Here is an 18,453-nt window from a genome sequence, read left to right as displayed (position 1 = left end):
GGTGGCCATGGAGGAGTTCGACTTTCTGGTGATCGGTTCAGGCTCCGGGCTCGACGTGGCGAACGTCGCTGCGAACCGGGGACAGTCCGTCGCCGTCGTGGAGAAAGGCCCCCTCGGCGGCACCTGTCTCAACCGGGGCTGTATCCCCTCGAAGCAGTTGCTCTACCACGCCGACGTGTACGAGACGATCGAGAGCGCCGAGGAGTTCCACATCGACGCGACCGTCGAAACCGTCGACTTCGCGGAGATGGTCCGGGCGGTCAACGAGGACGTCGCTGAGTCCTCGGAATCGATCCGGAACGGGCTGCAGTCCTCGGACCAGCACCGACTGTTCGAGGGTGAGGCGCGGTTCGTCGACGACCGCACGGTCGAGATCGGCGAGGGAGCAGATGCAGGAGCCCGAATCCGCGCGGAGACCGTCCTCATCGCCGCGGGCACGCGTCCCGGCATCCCCGCCATCGACGGCATCGCGGACGTGGAGTACCTCACGAGCACCGAGGCGCTCGAACTGGAGGAGCCGCCGGACCGACTCGTGATCGTCGGCGGCGGCTACATCGCGGCCGAACTCGGCCAGTTCTTCGGCACGTTCGGCAGCGACGTGACGATCGTCGGCCGGCGGCCGCAGCTACTGCCCGCTGCCGACGGGGAGGTCGCCGAGGCGTTCACCGACCAGTACCGCGAGCGGTTCGACGTGCAGACCGGCTACGCCGTCACCGAGGTTTCGGAAGCGGACGGCGAGCTCACGGTCGAGGCGTTGCCGTACGAGTACGGGGACGGCGACGAAGTCGACCCCGGCGTCGTCGAGGACGGCGAGCCACTCACCGTCGCCGGCGACGAACTGCTCGTCGCCGCCGGGCGAGTGCCCAACACCGACACGCTCAACCTGGAGAACACCGCGGTCGAGACCGACGAGGAGGGGTTCGTCGAGACCGACGAGTACCTCCGGACCGACGCCGAGGGCGTCTGGGCCCTGGGCGACATCGTGGGCGAGTACCTCCTGAAACACAGCGCGAACCACGAGGCACAGGCCGTCGCACGCAACGTCTTCGGCGACGAACCGGAACCGGTGGACTACTCGGCGATGCCGTTCGCGGTGTTCGCGTCGCCCGAGGTTGCCGGCGTCGGCGCGACCGAGGGCGAACTCCGAGCCGAGGGCCGGGAGTACGCCACGAACACGTACCGCTACGACGAGACCGCCCGCGGGGACGCGATGCACGCCGAGGGGTTCGTGAAGGTGTTAATCGATCTGGAGGGGGAGATCCTGGGCTGTCACATCGTCGGCCCCGACGCGTCGACGCTGATCCAGGAGGTCGTGACGGCGATGACGGCGGGCAGCGGCACCGTCCGGGATATCCGGGAGTCGATCCACGTCCACCCGGCGCTGCCGGAGGTCGTCCAGCGCGCGTTCTCCGGGCAGTTCTCCCGCGGCGGGGGCGGCCACCATCACCACCACTGAGCCCGCGGGTGACACGGACGTAACTCCGTTACTGCACGGTTCGCTCGTCCTTTTCCGTTTCGCGGTCGTCGATCGAACCGCATGACGAAAGCAGCCATCGTGATTCTCGCAGGGACGGACGGGCACGAGAACCTCGGTCGAATCGCGAACGGTCTCGAAGCCGCCAAGGAGTTCGCCGAGAACGACGAGGACGAGCTCGAACTGATCTTCGACGGCGCGGGGACCCAGTGGATCCCCGAACTCGAGGACGAGGAGCACGACTACCACGACCTCTACGCGACGGTCAGCGACCAGGCGTCGGCGTGTGACTACTGTTCGGGCGCCTTCGGCGTCGACGAGGCCGTACAGGACGCCGGCGTCGTCCAGCTCGACGACAACGACGGCCACCCGAGCATTCGGTCGCTGGTCGACGACGACTACGAGATCATCACGTTCTGAGTTCCGGCGGGTGTGTGGTACACTCACTCGGGCGCGGGAGTCTTTTCCCCTGTGGGAACGAACCGGCAGGTAATGCCACAACCCGACCCCGAGCGCGCCGGGGGGAATCGCCGGGACGATCCGCCCGACGGCGACGACGTTCCGGCGACGACCGACCGGCATTCGCGGGTCGGCGAACCGGTCGTGCGCGCCGACCCGGAGATCACCGGCGAGCGCGCGAGCGAGGCAATCGACTTCGACCCCGACGACCCCGAGAGCGTCGCCCACGCCGCCGACGTGCTCGCGGAGTTCGCCGGCTGTCAGGGCGAGGACGACTGCGTGGACATGCTGCGGGGCGCGGCGGCGTGTGCGGCGCTCGTCCGCGGCGTCGGCTCCTACCGTGAGGCCGCCGACCGCGCCGGCGGCGTCTCGGTGTCGTTCATCCGGACCTGGGCGCGGGTCCACGACCTCCCGCAGTCGGTCCGTCGCCACGTCGCACGCGGCGATATCGCCCCCTCGGCGGCCAAACACCTCGCCCGCGTCGACGGTACCGCGCGGCTCGACCTCGCGTGGGCGGTGCTCGACCACGACCTGACCGTCCGGGAGGTGCGTTCGCTCGCGAGCCGTGTCAACGACGGCGAATCAGCCCAGGAGGCGCTTCGCGAGGAGGGCGTCGACCTCGGCTCGATCGATCTCTCGCTCCCGGTCGAAGGGTACCGCGAACTCCGCCGGGAGGCGTCGATGCGGAACGCCACGCCCGGCGACGTGGTCGCCGAGGCGCTCGCTGAGCGTTACGACTGAAGGAACTGGACCGCGGTTTCTGCGATCGTCTCCCGGGCCTGCTCCACGTCCGACCAGACGATCGTTTCGTCGGGGAAGTGGGCCTGTTCGACGCTGCCGGGGCCGAACACGACCGTCGGGATGCCGGCGGCGACGAAGTGCCGGGAGTCGGCGCCGTACGTCGCGCCGCGGGGGTCGGTGTCCGCGAGCCCGGTGTCGAGCATCGCCGCCCGGAGCGTGCGGACGATCGGCTCCTCGGGGTCGGTCTCGGCCGGTTCGAACTGGATGCTGAACCGCTCGAACGTCGGCGGGTGCTCGGAGAGCCAGTCGTCCGCATCGACGACCGCCTGCAGCGCTTCCTCGTACTGCTGCTCCACCTCGTCGACGGTCTCGCCCGGCGCGACGCCGAAGCGCATCTCGGCGGTCAGCGAACTCGGGACGGAGGAGGCCCAGTTGCCCGCCTCGACGATGCCGATCACGATGGGCCACGGGACGGGATACTCCTCGTACAGCGGATGGGTGACGGTCTCGCCGCGCTCGGCTTCGAGATCCTCGAACGCCGCACGGATGCGCTCGAAGTGCGGGAGCACGTCCTCGCCGCGCCAGCGCGTGGCCGCGTGGGCGGCACGGCCCTGGATCTCGAGGCGTTTCATCACCGTCCCCTCGGTGGCGGTGAGGGGTCTGAGTTCGGTCGGCTCGGCGACGATGGCGGCGTCGCGCCCGAACGGGTAGGGGTTCGACAGCGCGGCCGCCGCGGCGCCGATGCCGCCCTCCTCCTCGCCGGCGACGGCTTCGACGACGAGTCGACCGTCCATCTCGGCGGCCTCGGCGCGGTCGGCGGCGTCCAGCGCGGCGAACACGCAGGTCGCGACTTGGGTCTTCATGTCCGCCGCGCCGCGGGCGGTCAGCGTCTCCTCGCCGTCGTCGGTCTCGCCCCACGTCGGCGTGAACGGGTCCGAGGACCACGCGTCCTCGTCGGCCGGCACGACGTCGAGATGGCCGTTCAGGATCAGCGTCGGGCCCGCGTCGGGATCGCCGAACTCCAGCACGCCCGCGACGCTCGGGCGGTCCTCGGTGTCGATGAGCGCGGGGTCGTCGGGGAACGAGGAGTGCTGGGACAGCGCCTCGGCGTCGGCCTCCCACTCGTACGTCTCGAAGCCGAGTTCGTCGAGTCGCTCCCGGGTCCACGCCGCGGCCTCGGCCTCCCCGCCGTCGACGGTGGGGAACTCGAGCAGGCGTTCGGTGAACGTGCGGATCTCCATGCCCGGGGGGTTGGCGGGAGAGGGTTTAGCTTCCCGGGGAACCGTAAACGCTTACCCAGTCCTCGTTCTGGGTTGGAGTGAGGGCTGATAGCTCAGCTTGGCAGAGCGTCTGGCTTTTAACCAGACGGTCGGGGGTTCGAATCCCTCTCAGCCCGCTTCTCCGGTGAACGAAGTGAACCGTGAGAAGCATCGCTGAGGGGGATTCGAAGCAGGGAACGGGAGGTGAGCGAGCAGCGCGAGCGAACGAGAGTGACCGTGGTTCGAATCCCTCTCAGCCCCGTTCTCTGGCAGACGAACTAGAGCCCCCGCCTCAGTTCTCCCCCTGATACTCGCCGTCGTACGTCCCCTCGTGCTCAGCATCGGCCAGCACGAACTGGCCGATCCGCGCGCCCTGCTCGATCTCGATGGCGCGCCCGACCTGCAGCAGCCCCTCGCCCCGTCCTTCGTAGCCCGCGTCCCAGACCGCCGTATCCAGCGAGCAGGTGTTGCGCAGCAGCGTCGAGCGCGGGAGCACGAAGCCGACGCTGTCCTCGGGCACCGCCAGCCGTTCGCCGTAGCGGACGACGTAGTCGCCCGGTTCGAGCCGGTAGATCGGCGGATCGTCACCGTGGGGGGCGATCTCGCTGCGCTCGCCGACCGACTTGCCGTCCCGGCCCACGTAGCCGGGGCTGGTCTGTTCGAACACTGCGTCGAGCGTGAGATCAACGCCGTTGGGCTGGACTACGTCGTCGTCGGCGCCGTCGACGGCGGCGGCGACCTCGGCTCCGGAGCGGAACATGGTTCGCTATGTGAGGGTCCGCGGCAAAACCCTGCCGAAGGCGTCGTGACGGGCTCTCGCGCCCGGGGACGAACCCCTCGGAACGCCTGCCGGTTCTCGCCGGATTTATCACTGCTCCGAGCCCATCTCGAAACGATATGGGAAAGACGATCACAGAGAAGATTCTCGACGACCACCTCGTCGAGGGCGAGCTGACTCCCGGTGAGGAGATCGGGATCGAGATCGATCAGGTGCTGACCCAGGACACCACCGGGACGATGGTGTGGCTGCAGTTCGAGGCGCTGGGCCTCGACGAAGTCCAGACCGAACTCGCCGCACAGTACTGCGACCACCAGACGTACCAGTTCGACTTCAAGAACACGGACGACCACCGCTTCCTGCGCTCGGCGGCGGGCACCTACGGCGCCCACTTCTCCCGGCCGGGCAACGGGATCTGTCACAACGTCCACAAGGAGAACTTCGCCGCGCCCGGCAAGACGCTGCTGGGTTCGGACTCCCACACGCCGACGCCCGGCGGCCTCGGCCAGCTGGCGATCGGTGCGGGTGGGCTCGACATCACCGTCGCGATGGGCGGCGGCGCCTACTACGTCGACATGCCCGAGGTTGTCAACATCCGACTCGAGGGTGAGCTCGGCGAGTGGGCCACCGCGAAGGACGTGATCCTCGAGCTGCTGCGGCGCCTGAGCGTCAAGGGCGGCGTCGGCAAGGTGTTCGAGTACACCGGTCCGGGCGTGGAGACGCTCTCCGTTCCGGAGCGGACCACCATCACCAACATGGGGACCGAGCTCGGCGCCACCTCCTCGATCTTCCCGACCGACGAGAACACGAAGGAGTGGCTCGAAGAGGTCGGTCGGCCCGAGGACATGGTCGAGCTCTCACCCGACGAGGACGCCGAGTACGCCGACGAGATCGTCGTCGACCTCTCGGAGATCGAGCCCATGATCGCGGAGCCGTCGATGCCCGACAACGTCGTGCCCGTCCGCGAGGCGGCCGGCCGGTCGGTCGAGCAGGTGATGATCGGCTCCTGTACCAACGGCGCCTACGAGGACATCCTCCCGGCCGCGAAGATGCTCGAGGGCCGCGAGGTCGACAAGAAGACCGAGATGATTATCGCGCCCGCCTCGAAGCAGGCTTCCGAGATGCTCGCCCGCGAGGGCTGGACGGCCGAGCTGATGGCCGCCGGCGTGAACTTCTCCGAGGCGACCTGTGGCGCCTGTATCGGGATCGGTCACGTCCCCGGCAGCGACACCGTCTCGCTCCGGACGTTCAACCGCAACTTCGAGGGTCGCTCCGGGATCGAGGACGACTCGGTGTACCTCTGCTCGCCCGAGGTCGCGACCGCCGCGGCGATCAAAGGCGAGATCGTCGACCCGCGCGATCTGGCCGACGAGCTCGGCGACCTGGAGGACCCCGGCTTCGAACTCGGTCGCGGCTACGACCGCGACGACGCCGACCTGATCTCCCCCGACGAGGCCGTCGACGACGAGCTCGTCAAGGGCCCCAACATCGGCGACGTGCCGCTGAAGGACGCCCTGGAGTCCAACCTCGAGGGTGAGGTGCTGCTCCGGATGGGCGACAACATCACGACCGACCACATCATCCCGGCCACGTCGGACATCCTGAAGTTCCGCTCCAACGTGCCGAAGCTCTCGGAGTTCACGCTCTCCCGCGTGGACGAGAGCTTCGCCCAGCGCGCGCTGGACGCCGACGGCGGCTTCCTCGTCGCCGGCGAGAACTACGGGCAGGGCTCCTCGCGCGAGCACGCGGCGCTCTGTCCGATGTACCTCGGCGTCGAGGGCGTGCTGGCCCAGAGCTTCGCCCGCATCCACAAGGCGAACCTGTTCAACTTCGGCCTCGTCCCGCTGACGATCGACGAGGACGACTACGAGCGCATCGAACAGGGCGACAACGTCCAGATCGTCGACGACGTGGGCGACGGCGTGCGCGCCGGCCAGGAGGAGTTCACCTTCCGCGTCAACGACGAGTGGGAGGCCACCGCCTACCTCGACGCCTCCGAGCGCGAGCGCGAGATCCTCGCCGCCGGCGGCAAGCTGTCGTGGACGAAGCAGCAGGCCGAGGGTGGTAGCGGCGCCGCACCCGCGGATGACTAAGTAACGAAGAGCTCTCTGCTGCCGGTTTCTCCCTCCTTTCCTCTCTCTGCTTTCCACCGCCGACCAGCGCCTGCGTCATCGCTGGCCACGGCGCTTATCCCCGAACGCGCCGTAGTTCCCGTCCGTGACCTCCCACCCGGACGCGTCGGACGGCGCGGAGCTCACCATCCGCGAGGCGGACCGGGCGGACCTCCTCGCGGTGTTCCGCATCGAGAAGGCGGTGTTCCCCCAGCCGTGGCCGTTCGCCTCCTTCGAGCAGTTCCTGGGCAACCGGGGGTTCCTCGTGGCGCTCCGTGACGGTGCCGTCGTCGGCTACGCCATCGCCGACTTGCGTTCGAACAACGGCCGGGATCTGGGCCACCTGAAGGATATCGCCGTCCACCCCGAGGCGCAGGGGGAGGGTGTCGGCCGCGCGCTGCTGCGGCGCGTGCTGTTCACGCTGGCCGTCGCGGGCGCGGCCGTCGTGAAGCTCGAAGTCCGGGAGGAGAACGACGTCGCCCAGTCGCTGTACGAGGACGTTGGGTTCGAGCGCGTCCGGCGGGTGCCCGCCTACTACGACGACGGCGAGGACGCGTACGTGATGGTGCTCGACGTGGCGGAGTGGCAAAACTGAGCCGCGGCGCGCGACCTGCCGCGACCTCCGTGTCGTCACCAGAACGCGACGCGTTCTGGTTGGCGAACGAGAACCGCAGTTCTCGTTAACGCGGCGACGGAGCGCTACGCCGCGGCTCTGTGGTACTCGACGCGGCACGCGACTGCGGGCTGGAGCGACGGAGCGCCACGCCGCGGCTCCGTAGCCGTCGACGCCCCGCTGAACACACCTGTTTTCCCCCTCCGGACCGAGACTCGGGTATGGGATACCGCTGTCCGGTCTGTGGCTCGCCCCAGAAGGACGACGAACACCTGGCGAACCACCTGGCGATGACCGCGATGCTCCACGAGGAGGACCACGAGGCGTGGCTCGACGACCACGTCGCCGAGTGGAGCGAACACACCCCGCCCGAACTCGCCGCCGAGGTCGTCGACGAGGCCGAGCAAGTGGACTACGAGGAGGCGACCGCCGAGCGCGCCGAGACCGAGATCCCCACCGAGGACGGCGACGGGCACGATCACGACCACGACGGGTCGGGCCGCCATCCGACCGAGGAGATCGCCGATCCAGCCGAAGTGCCGGACTCGGGGTTCATCGACGAGGCGGCCGAGGAGGCCGTCGCCGAGGCACGCGAGATGACGCGGAAACGCCGCGAGAAGGCTGCCGAGGAGGAGGAGAGCGACGAGGGCGACGGAGACGGAGCCTGACCCACCATCGCCAGCGGTAAGCCGATCCGCGCTGGATCCCCCCGTATGCGAACGGAAGGAGTGTTCTCCCCGGAGACGGAGGCCGACGCGGCAGCGGCGTTCGACAGCGTCGGTCCCGCCGCCCAGACGGTCGTGCGCGAGACCGCCAAGGCGATGGAGTTCGACCGCGAGGAGTACGACCGGCGCGTCACCGGCGAGGTGGTCGAGACCGCCCGCGACGCGCTGTTCGCGTCGCTTTTGACTGTCACCGTCGGCGACCGCGAGGCGTACGAGGAGTGGCGCGAGAGCCACTCGGAGTACGACGTCCACGAGACCGGTTCCGAGAGCGTCGACCACGTCGTCTGGCACGCCGCCCCCGCCACCGAGGAGGCCGTCGCGGCGACGTTCCAGTCCGAGGAGGAGGCCGCGGTCGGGACCCTCCGCCGGCAGGCGTTCGGCCGCATCTACCGGCCGATGCTGAAAGACGACGCCGAGGCGTAGCGATGGGGGAGTACCCGCCGAACGACGGCCGCCGCCACGAACCGCTGCCGGACCCCCACCCCGACTGGCGCGTGATCGAGAGCGTGCCGGAGTACGAGACCGGCTGGTTCGTCGGCGGCTACGACTTGGTCGAACAGCCCGACGGCACCGAGAAGCGCTACTACTGGGCGGAGCTCGCGACCGCGGTGGTGGTCACCGCCGTCACCGACGACCACGTGCTGTTCGTCGAGCAGTACCGGCCGACGATCCGCCACGAACAGCTCGAACTCCCCGCCGGCGTCGTCGAGGCCGAAGAGTCGTTCACCGACGCGGCCCGGCGGGAGCTCCGGGAGGAGACGGGGTTCCGTGCGGACTCGCTGTCGCTGCTCGAGGACGTCTGGGTCGCGACGGGCGCGCTCAGACACAAGCGCGCCTACGTGTTCGCGGAGGGGCTCGAGCCCGCCCAGCAGGATCTCGACGCGAGCGAGTTCCTCACCCCGCGGGCGATCCCCGTCGAGGAGGCGCTCCCGACGGTTCGCTCCCGGCCCACCAACGAGGCAACGCTGCAGGGGCTGACGCTGGCCGACGAGGAAGGGCTGCTGTGAGCCGCCGCGATCGGCGGCGGTCCGTGAACTTCAACCGCGCGAGCGGGCTACGGGTGGTATGGACGAGATCTCGACCGAGCGCGTGGCCGAACTACTGGAGACGGACGAGCCGCCGACGCTGGTCGACATCCGCGAGCCGCCGGCGTTCCAGCGCGGCCACATCCCGGGCAGCCGCAACGTCCCGTTCCGACAGCTCCCCGACCGCGTGGCCGAACTCGCCGATGCCGATCACGTCGTGACGGTCTGTCCGCACGGGAAAGCCAGCGTCCAGGCCGCGAAGCTGATCGACTCCTACGAGGGGACCGCCGACGCGACCGTCCAGAGCATGGCCGGCGGGCTGAGCGAGTGGGAGGGCGCAGTCAAGTCCGACGACGCCGAGCCTGACGAGGGGCCGGCGGCGCCGTTCTAGGTCGAGCGGCTCGCGATCCCGCGGCGCGTTCGTGTCCCGATATCCTTCTCGCGGGAGCCGTCGACGATGGCGCCGTTCTTGCGGACGGCGATGTACTTGTCGCCGGCTACGCGCCGGACCGCCGCCGTCGCAGGCCCAGCGCCGCCAGCACCGAGCCGATCGCGATCGGGGCACCGAAGCCGGGGCTGGTGGTCGCGGATGCGGCCGTCGTCGCGCGTACGTCGGCGGTGCGATCGCCCGCACCGACGCGGTACGTCCCGGACGCCGGCAGTTCGACGGTCGCCGTCACGGTTTCGCGCTCGTCCGGCCCGACAGTGACCGTCCGGGTCGCCACCGTCCCGCCGTCGCGGGTGAACGCCACCGTCACGTTGCCGGGAACCGACTCGTCGTTGGCCACGGTCGCCGTCACTGTCACCTCGCCGCCGGGTTCGACGGTCGTCGGGTCGACGGCGACGTCCGAGACGGTCGGCGTCGCGGGCTCGCGGACCTCGACCGCGACGCGCTCGCCGGCGACCGAGACGGTGTACCGTCCCGGCTCGTCGAACTGGTGGGCCAGCGACGCCGTCGTGCGCTCGTTCGGTTCGAGCGTCCCGTTCGCGGCGGCGACGGCCTCGTCGTCGACGCGGAGCGTGACCGCGTACTCGCCGGCCGCGCCGCCGCGGTTCTCGACCCCGGTTCGGACCGCCAGCGTCTCGCCGGCCGCGAGCGTGACGGGTGTGTCGAGCGTCGTGTTGCGGTACGGGCCAGTCGCGCGCAGGTCGGTCGCCGGATCGAAGCCGACCCGTAGCAGCGCGGCGTCGGCGCCGAACGCCTCGCGGTGGGCTTCGCGGTTCCAGACGGTCGGGGCGTCGCTGGTGGTGGTGAGCCGTTCGGCGGCGTCGCGCGTGGACTCGCTACCGGCGCTCGCGACGGCCGCGAGGATGTCCCCGTTGGTGACGGGGCTCGTCCGGTCGTTGAGCGTCGCGAGCACGCGCTGGAGCGTGGCGCCGCCGTCGGTCGACAGCCTCAGCCGGCGGTCGAGCTCGCCGCTGACCAGCGCGCCCTTCCAGTAGTTGGCGTTGTTCGTCCAGTCCGAGGGGTCGGCGAGCACCGACCCCGCCTGCGGGCGCAGGCTGCCGCGTTCGAGGTAGTTCGAGAGCGCGGCGAAGCTGACACCCTGCTGCTGGCTCAACAGCGTGGCGTACCACGTCGCGCTGGCCTCTGTGAACCATCGCCCGCTCTCGGCGGTCCGGAACGACTGCCGGGTGTGGACGTACTCGTGGAGCCACACGCTCCCGACCGCGTCGACGGGCTGGTTCGCCTGGACCCAGAAGTCGGTGTCCCCGACCTGAACGCCCTGAACCGCCCAGTTCACGCGGTTCGTCGGCGCCGCGACGGCGAACACGGTCGGATCATGGTCCCCGATCTGGAGCGCCCGCGAGGCGTTCCCCAGCCCGTCGAGGATCTGTTCGGGTGGGTCCGCGAGTTCGGCCGTCTCGGGGACGATCAGCGTGATCTCCTGGTCCGCGACCTGCCGCGTGTGCTCCTCGTGGGGGCCGAGAAAGGCGGTCGTCTCTCCGACGGCGCCCGCGCCGTCGACGCTGGTCGAGCGGTCGACGCTGATCGAGTCGGCGCCGCGGTAGCGCCACTGGAGGCCGACGTTCGGCTGCTGGACCAGCGCCCACTCGCCCACGTCGGCGTAGAGGTACGACCCGTCAGCACCCATCGGCCCCTGGCGGTCGGTGGTGCGGTTGGCCGCCATGGCGTACCGGAGCCGCGGGTCGTCGGTCCGGCCGTCCCACTCCCAGGTCTGTCCCTCGACGTGGCTGAACCCCGCCGTCTCGGTTACCGTCGACTGGGGGTCGAGGGTGACGCTGAGTTCGGTAACCTCCTCGGGCGTCTCGAACGTCTGTACGACGCCGACTGACCCCGGGCGGTCGGGCGTCAGCGAGAGGACGGTGTCGACGGCGATCGTCGGCGACGCAGTCGAGTCGACGATCTGCGTGGTGTCACTCGTGTCGACGGCCCGTTCGACGCTTCCTGGTTCGGCGTGGGCGGCGTCGCCGATAGCGACCGCTGGCTGAACGCTGACGACGAAGAGAACGAGCGCGACGGCGACGACTCTGTGCACGGTGCTGCTCGGTGCGGGCCCGGCATAGTTCTCACGTCCTCGTGAGAACCAGGCCGGCGGCGGAGGGGGTCAGGCCACGTTGAAGCCTTTGTCGCGGAGGAAATCCTCCACGCGGCCGCTGTGGTTCCCCTGGAGTTCGATGGCGTCGTCCTCGACGGTGCCGCCACACGCGAACTTGGACTTCAGGTCCGAGGACAGGCTGTCCATGTCCACGTCTTTCGGATCGAACCCCTCGATGACCGTTACCTCCTTGCCGTACCTGCGCTCGTCGATGCGGATGCTGATCTGCTGGGACTCCTTCGCGACGTCTTCGCAGACGCAGAGTTCCTCAGGCAGCCCGCACGTCGAGCAGACTTCACCCATTACGACCGAAAAGTAGCTGCCACAGCTACAAAACAGTATCGGGGCGCCGTCCACACGGTCGAACGGCGGCGCTGCCCGACTACCGCTCCTCCTCGTGGACCATCTTGTGAACGTACGACCGGCCGGCCAGCCCGCCGAACAGCAGTTCCCGGGCGGTGAGCTCCCGGTCGAACCCGTCGCGGCGGGCGATGTCCAGCCGCTCCTCGGTCGTCTGGAAGTAGTTCACCACTGTGAGGAACAGCACGCCGCCGACGGTGTTCCCGGCCAGGACCGGAAGCACGAACCAGAACAGTCCGCCGAAGAACACGGGATAGCCCGCGAACGCCAGAAACGCCAGCTCCGTGAAGGAGACGACGGAGTGGTACAGGTTCCCCAACGGAATCGACAGGAACGCGATGTAGACGATCGCGAGGCGTGTGAAGCTATCTCGGACGGCGTACACGAGCCACACGACGCCTGCGACGATGAAGCCCGCGAACGTCGCCTTGAAGAAGAGCGGCCAGAACGCAGTGTCGATCCCCTTCTGTGAGAGTTTGATCGCGGCGTCCATCACGTCGGCGGAGAGCACGCCAGTCCGGGCGAGGATCAGCGCGCCGAACCCGCCGCCGACGAAGTTGCCGAAGACGACCATCCCCCAGATTTTGAACAGGCGCGGCAGGCTCATCAGGCGTTCCAGCACCAGCACCACTGGCGGCAGCGTGTTCTCGGTGTACAGCTGGTAGCCGCCGAGGATGATGAACACGAACCCGAGCGGGTACAGCAGCGCGCTGAGTATCGGATGACTGTCGGTCGATGCGGTCAGCGACGCGAGCATCAGGAACGTGATGGTGATGGCGAACCCCGCCGCGAGGCTGCTGAAGAACAGCTCTCGCCCGCCCGTGGTGGCCTCCTCGTCGGCGGCGGCGATGATGCGCTGGAACACCTCGTGGGTCTCGAACTGGTCGCGCAGCACCGCGCCGGCCGCGGGAGCGCCGTGTTCGGACTGTTCGATCGCTTGGCGGACGCTCTCGTCGGCGTCGTCGCTGTCCGGCATTGCCGGCGGCTACGAACGGGGAAACCTAACTCCTGGGGGTATCGGTCCGGGGTCAGAACGGCCAGAACGCCCGGACCAGGATCGCCAGCCCGACGAACGCGGTGATCCCGCCGATGATCTGTGTGGCGTCGATCTCCCACTCGTCGGCGACGTCGTTCTCGTTCCCCTCCTCCATCGCGGCCTTCCGTGCGGCCTGGTAGGGGGAGACGACGTGGATCCCCCCGGCGAGGAGCAGGAACAGCCCGGCTGCCAGCGACTCCAGCGGTCCGTAGGCCATCCACGGGGGGTTCTCGCTGGTCGTAAAAATGGGTTCCGCCGGCGGTGTTCGGTCGCCGGTCGGGGGACACCGACCCGACTCCCTCACTCCGCTTCGAGACGACCGCGGGGGAACGCGTAGGTGCGCACGTCGACATCCCACTCTTCGCGGTACGCCTCGAGTTCGGTCGCCAGGTCGGCGCGCTCCCACTCGCGCCAGCCGGGGACGTGCCGGTCGAGATCTCCCTCGAAGGCGACCTCGACGACGCGGTCGGCCGGATCTCCGTCGGGGTTGTACGCCGCGACGGTTCGTCCGGGTTCGATCTCGTACTCGTCGGCACGGATGTCGAGGGTGCGCAGGACGCGCATTCGGCCGCCGCGGTCGTCCCGACGACGGTCACGAACCACGGCGCCGACCGGGAACTCGGGGCGTCGGGGTGCGCCGTCGTGGAGGTGGCGGCCCAGATCGGGGTCGACGGCGTCGACGCCGGCGGGGATTTGCCGGGTGCCCGTCGCGAACTCGACCCGGCGGAGGTGTTTGCAGCGGCCGCCGCGGTAGCGGTAGTCCGGACACGTACAGCTCCCCTCGCCGAGGTCGACCAGATACGCGGCGCCGGACTGGGAGACGACGACGTAGCGGTCGTCGTCCCCGGCGACCGAGGGTAGGTCGTCGAGGACGGTCAGATACTGGGTCAGCGCCAGCACGTCGCGTCGATCCAGTTCGGCGCCGTTCGTGGTGTGGGTCGCGCTCATCGGAGCGCCTCCTGGGGGATCCGTGGCTCGAACAGCAGCGCCGCGATCGAGCGGTCGTCGTACGTGCAGACTGTCCAGCCGCGACGCTCCGCGACGTAGTCGACCCAGTCCGCGGCCGATCGGTGGCCGAGCCCCGCGGTGTGTTCGACCGTGTCGCCGGCTGGTTCGTGCCGGACGACGATCACGCGGTGGCCGGGGACGAGGTAGTGATCGGCGCCGGCACAGTCGCGGCCGACGTGGACGGCGCGGGAGGGCAGTTCGACGGTTTCTGGGAGTTCAGGGTCGGAACTCGGGGTGGTTCGGTCCATCGTTCGACTCCGAAGCGAGGTCGGTGGGTCACACCGGAACGACCGTTTCGTCCGATTTCCCGCTTCTCGCACCGGTGTAGGGGCTGAACGGGCTTTTACTTGCCGTACCGTAAAGATACATCGTACTACTCGGACAGCTACCGAGTCGTTGCACGGGTAGTTAAGGGAGTGTGAGTCGACGACCCGACACGCGATGTCGCTCCGACTCGACGACGACGAGCTGATCCACCACGTGCTGGACGTGTTCGAGAGCACCGGCGGTTACGCGACGACGGGCTACCTCGTCGACGAGATCGGGACGAGCCGGCCGACGGTGACCAAGCGGCTCGACCGGCTCGCGGGCGGGGAGTACGTCGAGTACGTCCACCGGCCGACCGCGTTCTGGCGGCTGGTGGAGGACCCGCGGGAGTAGCGACCGGACGGGCCGGGCGGCCCCTGTGCAGCACACCGCATCGGCGTTCTCGAAACAGTTTTCTCCGTGTACCAGCGTCGCTCGGGCATGCCCCGCCCAGCGGTCTTGGCCGTCGCAGCCCTCTGGTTCGCTCTCGGGTACGCGAACTACCGGCGGCCGGCGACGATGTACCGGCTCTACAACTGGCCGGCCGCCCCGGACACCGACGTCGGCGAAACCGTTCGAACGACGTACCGCCGTCGTGGCCTCATCGCCGCGGCGATCGGCGTCCCGTTTCTCGTCTGGGGGCTCCTCGCGTCCTGATCGAGCGCCGTGCTCGGTGCCGGCGTCGCTCCGACGTTCACCGAGCCTCGGAACGCCCCCGGAGTTGACGTTCGACGACGCCGACCCCGACGACGAGGACGAGCAACAGCGGCCACCCGACGAGGTAGACGTCCAGCGGGGTGCCCGGGAGGAGGGGGTTCGGCGATCGGAGGGCCTGCCACATCAGGTACACGGTGGCCCCGTAGACGATAACTACACTCAGCAGCGGTGAGACGAGTCCGTACTGGCGGACTGCCACCGCGACGACGACGCCGACGACCGCTCCGCCGACGAGCGCCCACCAGAGGAACGGTCCGATCTGGACGCTCGCCAGCGCACCGACCACGCTCGACGGAGTGTACGCCCACATCAGCGTCGCCAGCAGGAGGAGAGCGTACCCGAGGCCGCCGGCGAGCGCCCACTGCCGTGTTTCACGTGAGACGGTCGACGGACGGGGGAGGGCCGAGACCATACGTCGCGTTGGAACCGGAGGGGGAAAATCTCGGGCCCCGACGACGCTCGCTCAGCGTCGCCGACGAGAAGAGCCTGGACCGGGAGTCGAACTCGGCGAGAACTGCTCGCTCCGCTGCGCCGTTCTCGCTTGCTCAACTCCCGAACGGCTTCCGCTCGTCGCGTTCGCTCCTCGCAGGAAGCCTGGACCGGGAGTTGAACCCGGGAAGTCTCGATTACAAGTCGAGTGCATGAACCACCCATGCTCTCCAGGCGCACCTGCCGCTACTCAGTCCTCCTTTGAGTGCGTGTCGCTTTCGGGTGCTTTCTCCATCTCCACGCGGTGGGGCTCGTACCCCTTCCGTTCGTAGAACTGCCGGGCGGCCGCGTTGTCGGCGAGCACCTCCAGCGAGATGCGATCGACGCCGGCGTCGAGCAGCCGCGACTCGGCCGCAGCGAGCAGCTCCCCCCCGACGCCGCCGCCGCGGTGGGTCGGACGCACGTAGATGTTCTCGATCACGCCGCGGTCGACGTCCTGCCGGTAGCCACCCGTCTCGGGCGCGAACTCGACGAACCCCACGAGGTCGTCGTCGGCAGTGCGGGCGACCAGCACCCCCTCGGTGACGATGGAGCGGGCCAGCGCCTCGCGGACCGACCCGCGGTTGGGCGCGGCCAGCAGGTGCGACCCGTGTGCACGCTGGTCGCGCGCGAGATCCACCCACAGCTCCGCGATCCGGTCGGCGTCCTCTATCGTCGCCGGTTCGATCTCCATCCGTCCCCATCTGGACCCTCCGGGAGGTAAGAGGTGTCGGCTGCGACCGGAACCACGCGAAGCAACTCCGAACCCGTTGCCGATACGGGAGAGGGAAACGTTCAACCGCCGTCCGGCCGACCACCCGCGCATGGATCCCGAGGATATCGACCGGATCGCGGTGCTCGGCGCCGGAAACATGGGCCACGGCATCGCCGAGGTCGCCGCGCTCGCGGGCTACGACGTGACGATGCGGGACATCAACGAGGAGTTCGTCCAGAACGGCTACGAACAGATCGAGTGGAGCCTCGAGAAGCTGGCCGAGAAAGACCAGATCAGCCAGGGCGACGCCGACGGCGCGCTCGAGCGGGTCACGCCCGTCGTCGACCTCGACGCCGCGGTCGGCGACGCCGACGTGGTGATCGAGGCCGTCCCCGAGAAGATGGACATCAAGAAGGACGTGTACCGCGACGTCGCCGAACACGCGCCGCCGGAGGCGATCTTCGCGACCAACACCTCGAGTCTCTCGGTCACCGAACTCTCCGAGGTCAGCGACCGCCCCGAACAGTTCTGTGGGATGCACTTCTTCAACCCGCCGGTGCGGATGCAGCTGGTCGAGGTCATCTCCGGCGCCCACACGTCCGAGGAGACCCTCGAGACGATCGAGTCGCTCGCGGAGTCGCTGGGCAAGACGCCCGTTCGGGTCCGGAAGGACTCGCCGGGGTTCATCGTCAACCGCGTGCTCGTCCCGCTGATGAACGAGGCGGCGTGGATCGTCGAGGCCGACGACGGCACCATCGAGGAGGTTGACTCCACCACGAAGTACGATCTGGGGCTCCCGATGGGCTCGTTCGAGCTCGCCGACCAGGTCGGTATCGACGTGGGCTACCACGTCCTCGAGTACATGTATCAGGAGCTCGGCGACGCCTACCGGCCCTGCCCGCTGCTGGCCGAGAAAGTCGAGACGGACGAGCTCGGCAAGAAGACCGGCCGCGGCTTCTACGACTACGAGAACGGCGACGGCGCGCAGATCCCGACCGACGCCGGCCGCGATGACCTCCAGGAGCGCCTGCTCGCGGTGATGGCCAACGAGGTCGCCGGCCTCGTCGCCGAGGACGTCGCCGACCCCGAAGCGATCGACGAGGCGGTCAAGCTCGGCGCCGGCTTCCCCGACGGTCCCGCGAAGATGGCCGACGACTACGGGCTCGACGCCCTCGTCGAGACGCTCGACGAACTGTACGAGGAGACCGACGAGCCCCGCTACGAGGCCGAGGCGTCGCTGCGCGAGCTCGCGGAGTCCGGTGCGGGGTTCCACGGCGCCGGCGACGACGAGAGCGGTGAGACGGAGTACGAGGTGCTGAACGTCTCCGTCGACGGCTACGTCGGCCACATCGAGATCGCTCGCCCCCACCGGATGAACACGATCAGCGAGGAGCTGCTCCACGAGCTCGACACCGCGATCGACGAGCTCGACGAGCACGAGGACGTGCGGTCGGTGCTGCTCACTGGCGAGGGCGACCGCGCGTTCTCCGCTGGCGCGGACGTGCAGTCGATGGCCGCCGGCGGCGGCGACCCGCTGCACGCGGTCGAGCTCTCGAAGCTCGGGCAGGAGACGTTCGGGAAGCTCGAGTCGCTGGACGCGCCGGTCGTCGCCGCCATCGACGGCTACTGTCTCGGCGGCGGGATGGAACTAGCGACCTGCGCGGACCTCCGCGTCGCCAGCCGACGCTCCGAACTCGGTCAGCCCGAGCACAACCTCGGCCTGCTGCCGGGCTGGGGCGGCACCCAGCGCCTGCGCCACATCGTCGGCGAGGGGCGGGCGAAGGAGATCATCTTCACCGCCGACCGCTACGACGCCGAGGAGCTCGAGGCGTACGGCTTCATCAACGAGCTCACGGAGGACAGCGAACTGCTCGACCGCGGCTGGGAGCTGGCCCGCGATCTCGCCGCAGGCCCGCCGATCGCCCAGAAGTACACCAAACGCGCGATGCTCGCCGGCCGCGACGACACCGACGCCGGCCTCGAAGTCGAGAGCCAGGCGTTCGGCCACCTGATGAACACCGAGGACCTGATGGAGGGCGTCACCGCGTTCATGGGCGACGAGGAGCCGGAGTTCGAGGGGAAGTAGGGAGTCGACGC

The 18,453-nt window shown here is 69.2% G+C and carries 21 protein-coding genes, 2 tRNA genes and 1 pseudogene; 13 read left to right on the top strand and 11 right to left on the bottom strand.

Going from position 1 to position 18,453, the window contains the following annotated elements:
• Positions 1-7: 7 nt before the first annotated feature.
• From B4589_RS06635 to B4589_RS06625, 3 genes are all read left to right on the top strand, one after another.
• Positions 8-1,456, top strand: a complete 1,449-nt coding sequence (locus tag B4589_RS06635; protein ID WP_079233526.1) for a dihydrolipoyl dehydrogenase — start codon at positions 8-10, stop codon at positions 1,454-1,456.
• An 81-nt stretch (positions 1,457-1,537) separates the two neighbouring features.
• Positions 1,538-1,894, top strand: coding sequence for a DsrE family protein (locus B4589_RS06630; RefSeq protein ID WP_079233525.1), 357 nt, complete (start codon positions 1,538-1,540; stop codon positions 1,892-1,894).
• A gap of 72 nt (positions 1,895-1,966) precedes the next feature.
• Positions 1,967-2,674 (top strand): hypothetical protein, encoded by a 708-nt coding sequence (locus B4589_RS06625; RefSeq protein WP_079233524.1) that lies wholly within the window; start codon positions 1,967-1,969, stop codon positions 2,672-2,674.
• Here B4589_RS06625 and B4589_RS06620 read toward each other — a convergent pair.
• Complete coding sequence (locus B4589_RS06620) at positions 2,665-3,915, bottom strand: M20/M25/M40 family metallo-hydrolase (RefSeq protein ID WP_079233523.1); 1,251 nt, start codon at positions 3,913-3,915, stop codon at positions 2,665-2,667. The genes B4589_RS06625 and B4589_RS06620 overlap by 10 nt on opposite strands.
• An 81-nt stretch (positions 3,916-3,996) precedes the next feature.
• Between B4589_RS06620 and B4589_RS06615 the strand changes: the two genes are divergently transcribed.
• Positions 3,997-4,070, top strand: a tRNA-Lys gene (locus tag B4589_RS06615).
• A gap of 155 nt (positions 4,071-4,225) precedes the next feature.
• Here the strand turns inward: B4589_RS06615 and B4589_RS06610 are convergent.
• A complete protein-coding gene (locus tag B4589_RS06610) occupies positions 4,226-4,693 on the bottom strand; it encodes a deoxyuridine 5'-triphosphate nucleotidohydrolase (RefSeq protein WP_079233522.1) in 468 nt (155 codons plus the stop codon).
• A gap of 137 nt (positions 4,694-4,830) precedes the next feature.
• Between B4589_RS06610 and B4589_RS06605 the strand changes: the two genes are divergently transcribed.
• The 6 genes from B4589_RS06605 (at position 4,831) to B4589_RS06580 (ending at position 9,576) form a co-directional block, all read left to right on the top strand.
• Entirely contained in the window at positions 4,831-6,804 is a 1,974-nt protein-coding gene (locus B4589_RS06605) for an aconitate hydratase (RefSeq protein WP_079233521.1), read from the top strand.
• A 124-nt stretch (positions 6,805-6,928) separates the two neighbouring features.
• Positions 6,929-7,417, top strand: a complete 489-nt coding sequence (gene rimI / locus B4589_RS06600; protein WP_079233520.1) for a ribosomal protein S18-alanine N-acetyltransferase — start codon at positions 6,929-6,931, stop codon at positions 7,415-7,417.
• A gap of 239 nt (positions 7,418-7,656) precedes the next feature.
• Positions 7,657-8,103: a DUF5810 domain-containing protein gene (locus B4589_RS06595; protein ID WP_079233519.1), complete on the top strand. Its 447-nt coding sequence runs from the start codon at positions 7,657-7,659 to the stop codon at positions 8,101-8,103.
• A gap of 45 nt (positions 8,104-8,148) precedes the next feature.
• On the top strand, positions 8,149-8,583 hold the full coding sequence (locus tag B4589_RS06590) for a DUF5809 family protein (protein ID WP_079233518.1): 435 nt from the start codon (positions 8,149-8,151) through the stop codon (positions 8,581-8,583).
• A 2-nt stretch (positions 8,584-8,585) separates the two neighbouring features.
• On the top strand, positions 8,586-9,167 hold the full coding sequence (locus tag B4589_RS06585) for an NUDIX hydrolase (protein ID WP_079233517.1): 582 nt from the start codon (positions 8,586-8,588) through the stop codon (positions 9,165-9,167).
• Positions 9,168-9,225: 58 nt separating this feature from the next.
• A complete protein-coding gene (locus tag B4589_RS06580) occupies positions 9,226-9,576 on the top strand; it encodes a rhodanese-like domain-containing protein (RefSeq protein ID WP_079233516.1) in 351 nt (116 codons plus the stop codon).
• Between the two features lie 106 nt (positions 9,577-9,682).
• Here B4589_RS06580 and B4589_RS06575 read toward each other — a convergent pair whose 3' ends face one another.
• The 6 genes and pseudogenes from B4589_RS06575 to B4589_RS06550 all read right to left on the bottom strand — a co-directional run bounded on the left by B4589_RS06575 (position 9,683) and on the right by B4589_RS06550 (position 14,398).
• Positions 9,683-11,686 (bottom strand): Ig-like domain repeat protein, encoded by a 2,004-nt coding sequence (locus B4589_RS06575; protein WP_079233515.1) that lies wholly within the window; start codon positions 11,684-11,686, stop codon positions 9,683-9,685.
• Between the two features lie 69 nt (positions 11,687-11,755).
• Positions 11,756-12,049 (bottom strand): stress response translation initiation inhibitor YciH, encoded by a 294-nt coding sequence (yciH, locus tag B4589_RS06570; RefSeq protein ID WP_079233514.1) that lies wholly within the window; start codon positions 12,047-12,049, stop codon positions 11,756-11,758.
• Between the two features lie 109 nt (positions 12,050-12,158).
• A pseudogene (locus B4589_RS06565) lies at positions 12,159-13,082 on the bottom strand (formate/nitrite transporter family protein); the annotation flags it as partial.
• Between the two features lie 52 nt (positions 13,083-13,134).
• Positions 13,135-13,359: a hypothetical protein gene (locus B4589_RS06560; RefSeq protein WP_079233512.1), complete on the bottom strand. Its 225-nt coding sequence runs from the start codon at positions 13,357-13,359 to the stop codon at positions 13,135-13,137.
• A gap of 83 nt (positions 13,360-13,442) precedes the next feature.
• Positions 13,443-14,090, bottom strand: a complete 648-nt coding sequence (locus B4589_RS06555; RefSeq protein ID WP_079233511.1) for an SWIM zinc finger family protein — start codon at positions 14,088-14,090, stop codon at positions 13,443-13,445.
• Positions 14,087-14,398 (bottom strand): hypothetical protein, encoded by a 312-nt coding sequence (locus B4589_RS06550; protein ID WP_079233510.1) that lies wholly within the window; start codon positions 14,396-14,398, stop codon positions 14,087-14,089. The genes B4589_RS06555 and B4589_RS06550 overlap by 4 nt, the downstream gene beginning before the upstream one ends.
• 193 nt (positions 14,399-14,591) lie before the next feature.
• Here B4589_RS06550 and B4589_RS06545 point away from each other — a divergent pair, with 193 nt between their 5' ends.
• Together B4589_RS06545 and B4589_RS06540 are read left to right on the top strand one after the other, a co-directional pair.
• Complete coding sequence (locus tag B4589_RS06545; protein ID WP_079233509.1) at positions 14,592-14,810, top strand: MarR family transcriptional regulator; 219 nt, start codon at positions 14,592-14,594, stop codon at positions 14,808-14,810.
• An 87-nt stretch (positions 14,811-14,897) separates the two neighbouring features.
• A complete protein-coding gene (locus tag B4589_RS06540; RefSeq protein WP_079233508.1) occupies positions 14,898-15,113 on the top strand; it encodes a hypothetical protein in 216 nt (71 codons plus the stop codon).
• A gap of 37 nt (positions 15,114-15,150) precedes the next feature.
• On the opposite strand, the gene B4589_RS06535 is transcribed toward B4589_RS06540, so the two are convergent.
• The 3 genes from B4589_RS06535 to B4589_RS06525 all read right to left on the bottom strand — a co-directional run bounded on the left by B4589_RS06535 (position 15,151) and on the right by B4589_RS06525 (position 16,335).
• Positions 15,151-15,585, bottom strand: a complete 435-nt coding sequence (locus tag B4589_RS06535) for a hypothetical protein (RefSeq protein ID WP_079233507.1) — start codon at positions 15,583-15,585, stop codon at positions 15,151-15,153.
• A 179-nt stretch (positions 15,586-15,764) separates the two neighbouring features.
• Positions 15,765-15,838, bottom strand: a tRNA-Thr gene (locus tag B4589_RS06530).
• A 14-nt stretch (positions 15,839-15,852) separates the two neighbouring features.
• On the bottom strand, positions 15,853-16,335 hold the full coding sequence (locus tag B4589_RS06525) for a GNAT family N-acetyltransferase (RefSeq protein WP_079233506.1): 483 nt from the start codon (positions 16,333-16,335) through the stop codon (positions 15,853-15,855).
• Positions 16,336-16,465: 130 nt separating this feature from the next.
• Here B4589_RS06525 and B4589_RS06520 point away from each other — a divergent pair, with 130 nt between their 5' ends.
• Positions 16,466-18,442, top strand: coding sequence for a 3-hydroxyacyl-CoA dehydrogenase/enoyl-CoA hydratase family protein (locus B4589_RS06520; protein ID WP_079233505.1), 1,977 nt, complete (start codon positions 16,466-16,468; stop codon positions 18,440-18,442).
• Positions 18,443-18,453 lie beyond the last annotated feature (11 nt).

Origin of the sequence: Halolamina sp. CBA1230 (assembly GCF_002025255.2) — an archaeon.
GTDB lineage: Archaea > Halobacteriota > Halobacteria > Halobacteriales > Haloferacaceae > Halolamina.
This window is presented reverse-complemented; position numbering and strand designations above follow the sequence as displayed.

What these genes read in the sequence shown, in the direction of transcription:
- B4589_RS06540 (WP_079233508.1), top strand. Translation starts at nt 14,898, where the DNA reads ATGCCCCGCCCAGCGGTCTTGGCCGTCGCAGCCCTCTGGTTCGCTCTC.
- B4589_RS06590 (WP_079233518.1), top strand. Translation starts at nt 8,149, where the DNA reads ATGCGAACGGAAGGAGTGTTCTCCCCGGAGACGGAGGCCGACGCGGCA.
- B4589_RS06555 (WP_079233511.1), bottom strand. Translation starts at nt 14,090, where the DNA reads ATGAGCGCGACCCACACCACGAACGGCGCCGAACTGGATCGACGCGAC.
- B4589_RS06585 (WP_079233517.1), top strand. Translation starts at nt 8,586, where the DNA reads ATGGGGGAGTACCCGCCGAACGACGGCCGCCGCCACGAACCGCTGCCG.
- B4589_RS06620 (WP_079233523.1), bottom strand. Translation starts at nt 3,915, where the DNA reads ATGGAGATCCGCACGTTCACCGAACGCCTGCTCGAGTTCCCCACCGTC.
- B4589_RS06520 (WP_079233505.1), top strand. Translation starts at nt 16,466, where the DNA reads ATGGATCCCGAGGATATCGACCGGATCGCGGTGCTCGGCGCCGGAAAC.
- B4589_RS06625 (WP_079233524.1), top strand. Translation starts at nt 1,967, where the DNA reads ATGCCACAACCCGACCCCGAGCGCGCCGGGGGGAATCGCCGGGACGAT.
- B4589_RS06630 (WP_079233525.1), top strand. Translation starts at nt 1,538, where the DNA reads ATGACGAAAGCAGCCATCGTGATTCTCGCAGGGACGGACGGGCACGAG.
- B4589_RS06550 (WP_079233510.1), bottom strand. Translation starts at nt 14,398, where the DNA reads ATGGACCGAACCACCCCGAGTTCCGACCCTGAACTCCCAGAAACCGTC.
- B4589_RS06580 (WP_079233516.1), top strand. Translation starts at nt 9,226, where the DNA reads ATGGACGAGATCTCGACCGAGCGCGTGGCCGAACTACTGGAGACGGAC.
- B4589_RS06610 (WP_079233522.1), bottom strand. Translation starts at nt 4,693, where the DNA reads ATGTTCCGCTCCGGAGCCGAGGTCGCCGCCGCCGTCGACGGCGCCGAC.
- B4589_RS06535 (WP_079233507.1), bottom strand. Translation starts at nt 15,585, where the DNA reads ATGGTCTCGGCCCTCCCCCGTCCGTCGACCGTCTCACGTGAAACACGG.
- B4589_RS06545 (WP_079233509.1), top strand. Translation starts at nt 14,592, where the DNA reads ATGTCGCTCCGACTCGACGACGACGAGCTGATCCACCACGTGCTGGAC.
- B4589_RS06605 (WP_079233521.1), top strand. Translation starts at nt 4,831, where the DNA reads ATGGGAAAGACGATCACAGAGAAGATTCTCGACGACCACCTCGTCGAG.
- B4589_RS06525 (WP_079233506.1), bottom strand. Translation starts at nt 16,335, where the DNA reads ATGGAGATCGAACCGGCGACGATAGAGGACGCCGACCGGATCGCGGAG.
- B4589_RS06595 (WP_079233519.1), top strand. Translation starts at nt 7,657, where the DNA reads ATGGGATACCGCTGTCCGGTCTGTGGCTCGCCCCAGAAGGACGACGAA.
- B4589_RS06635 (WP_079233526.1), top strand. Translation starts at nt 8, where the DNA reads ATGGAGGAGTTCGACTTTCTGGTGATCGGTTCAGGCTCCGGGCTCGAC.
- yciH (WP_079233514.1), bottom strand. Translation starts at nt 12,049, where the DNA reads ATGGGTGAAGTCTGCTCGACGTGCGGGCTGCCTGAGGAACTCTGCGTC.
- B4589_RS06560 (WP_079233512.1), bottom strand. Translation starts at nt 13,359, where the DNA reads ATGGCCTACGGACCGCTGGAGTCGCTGGCAGCCGGGCTGTTCCTGCTC.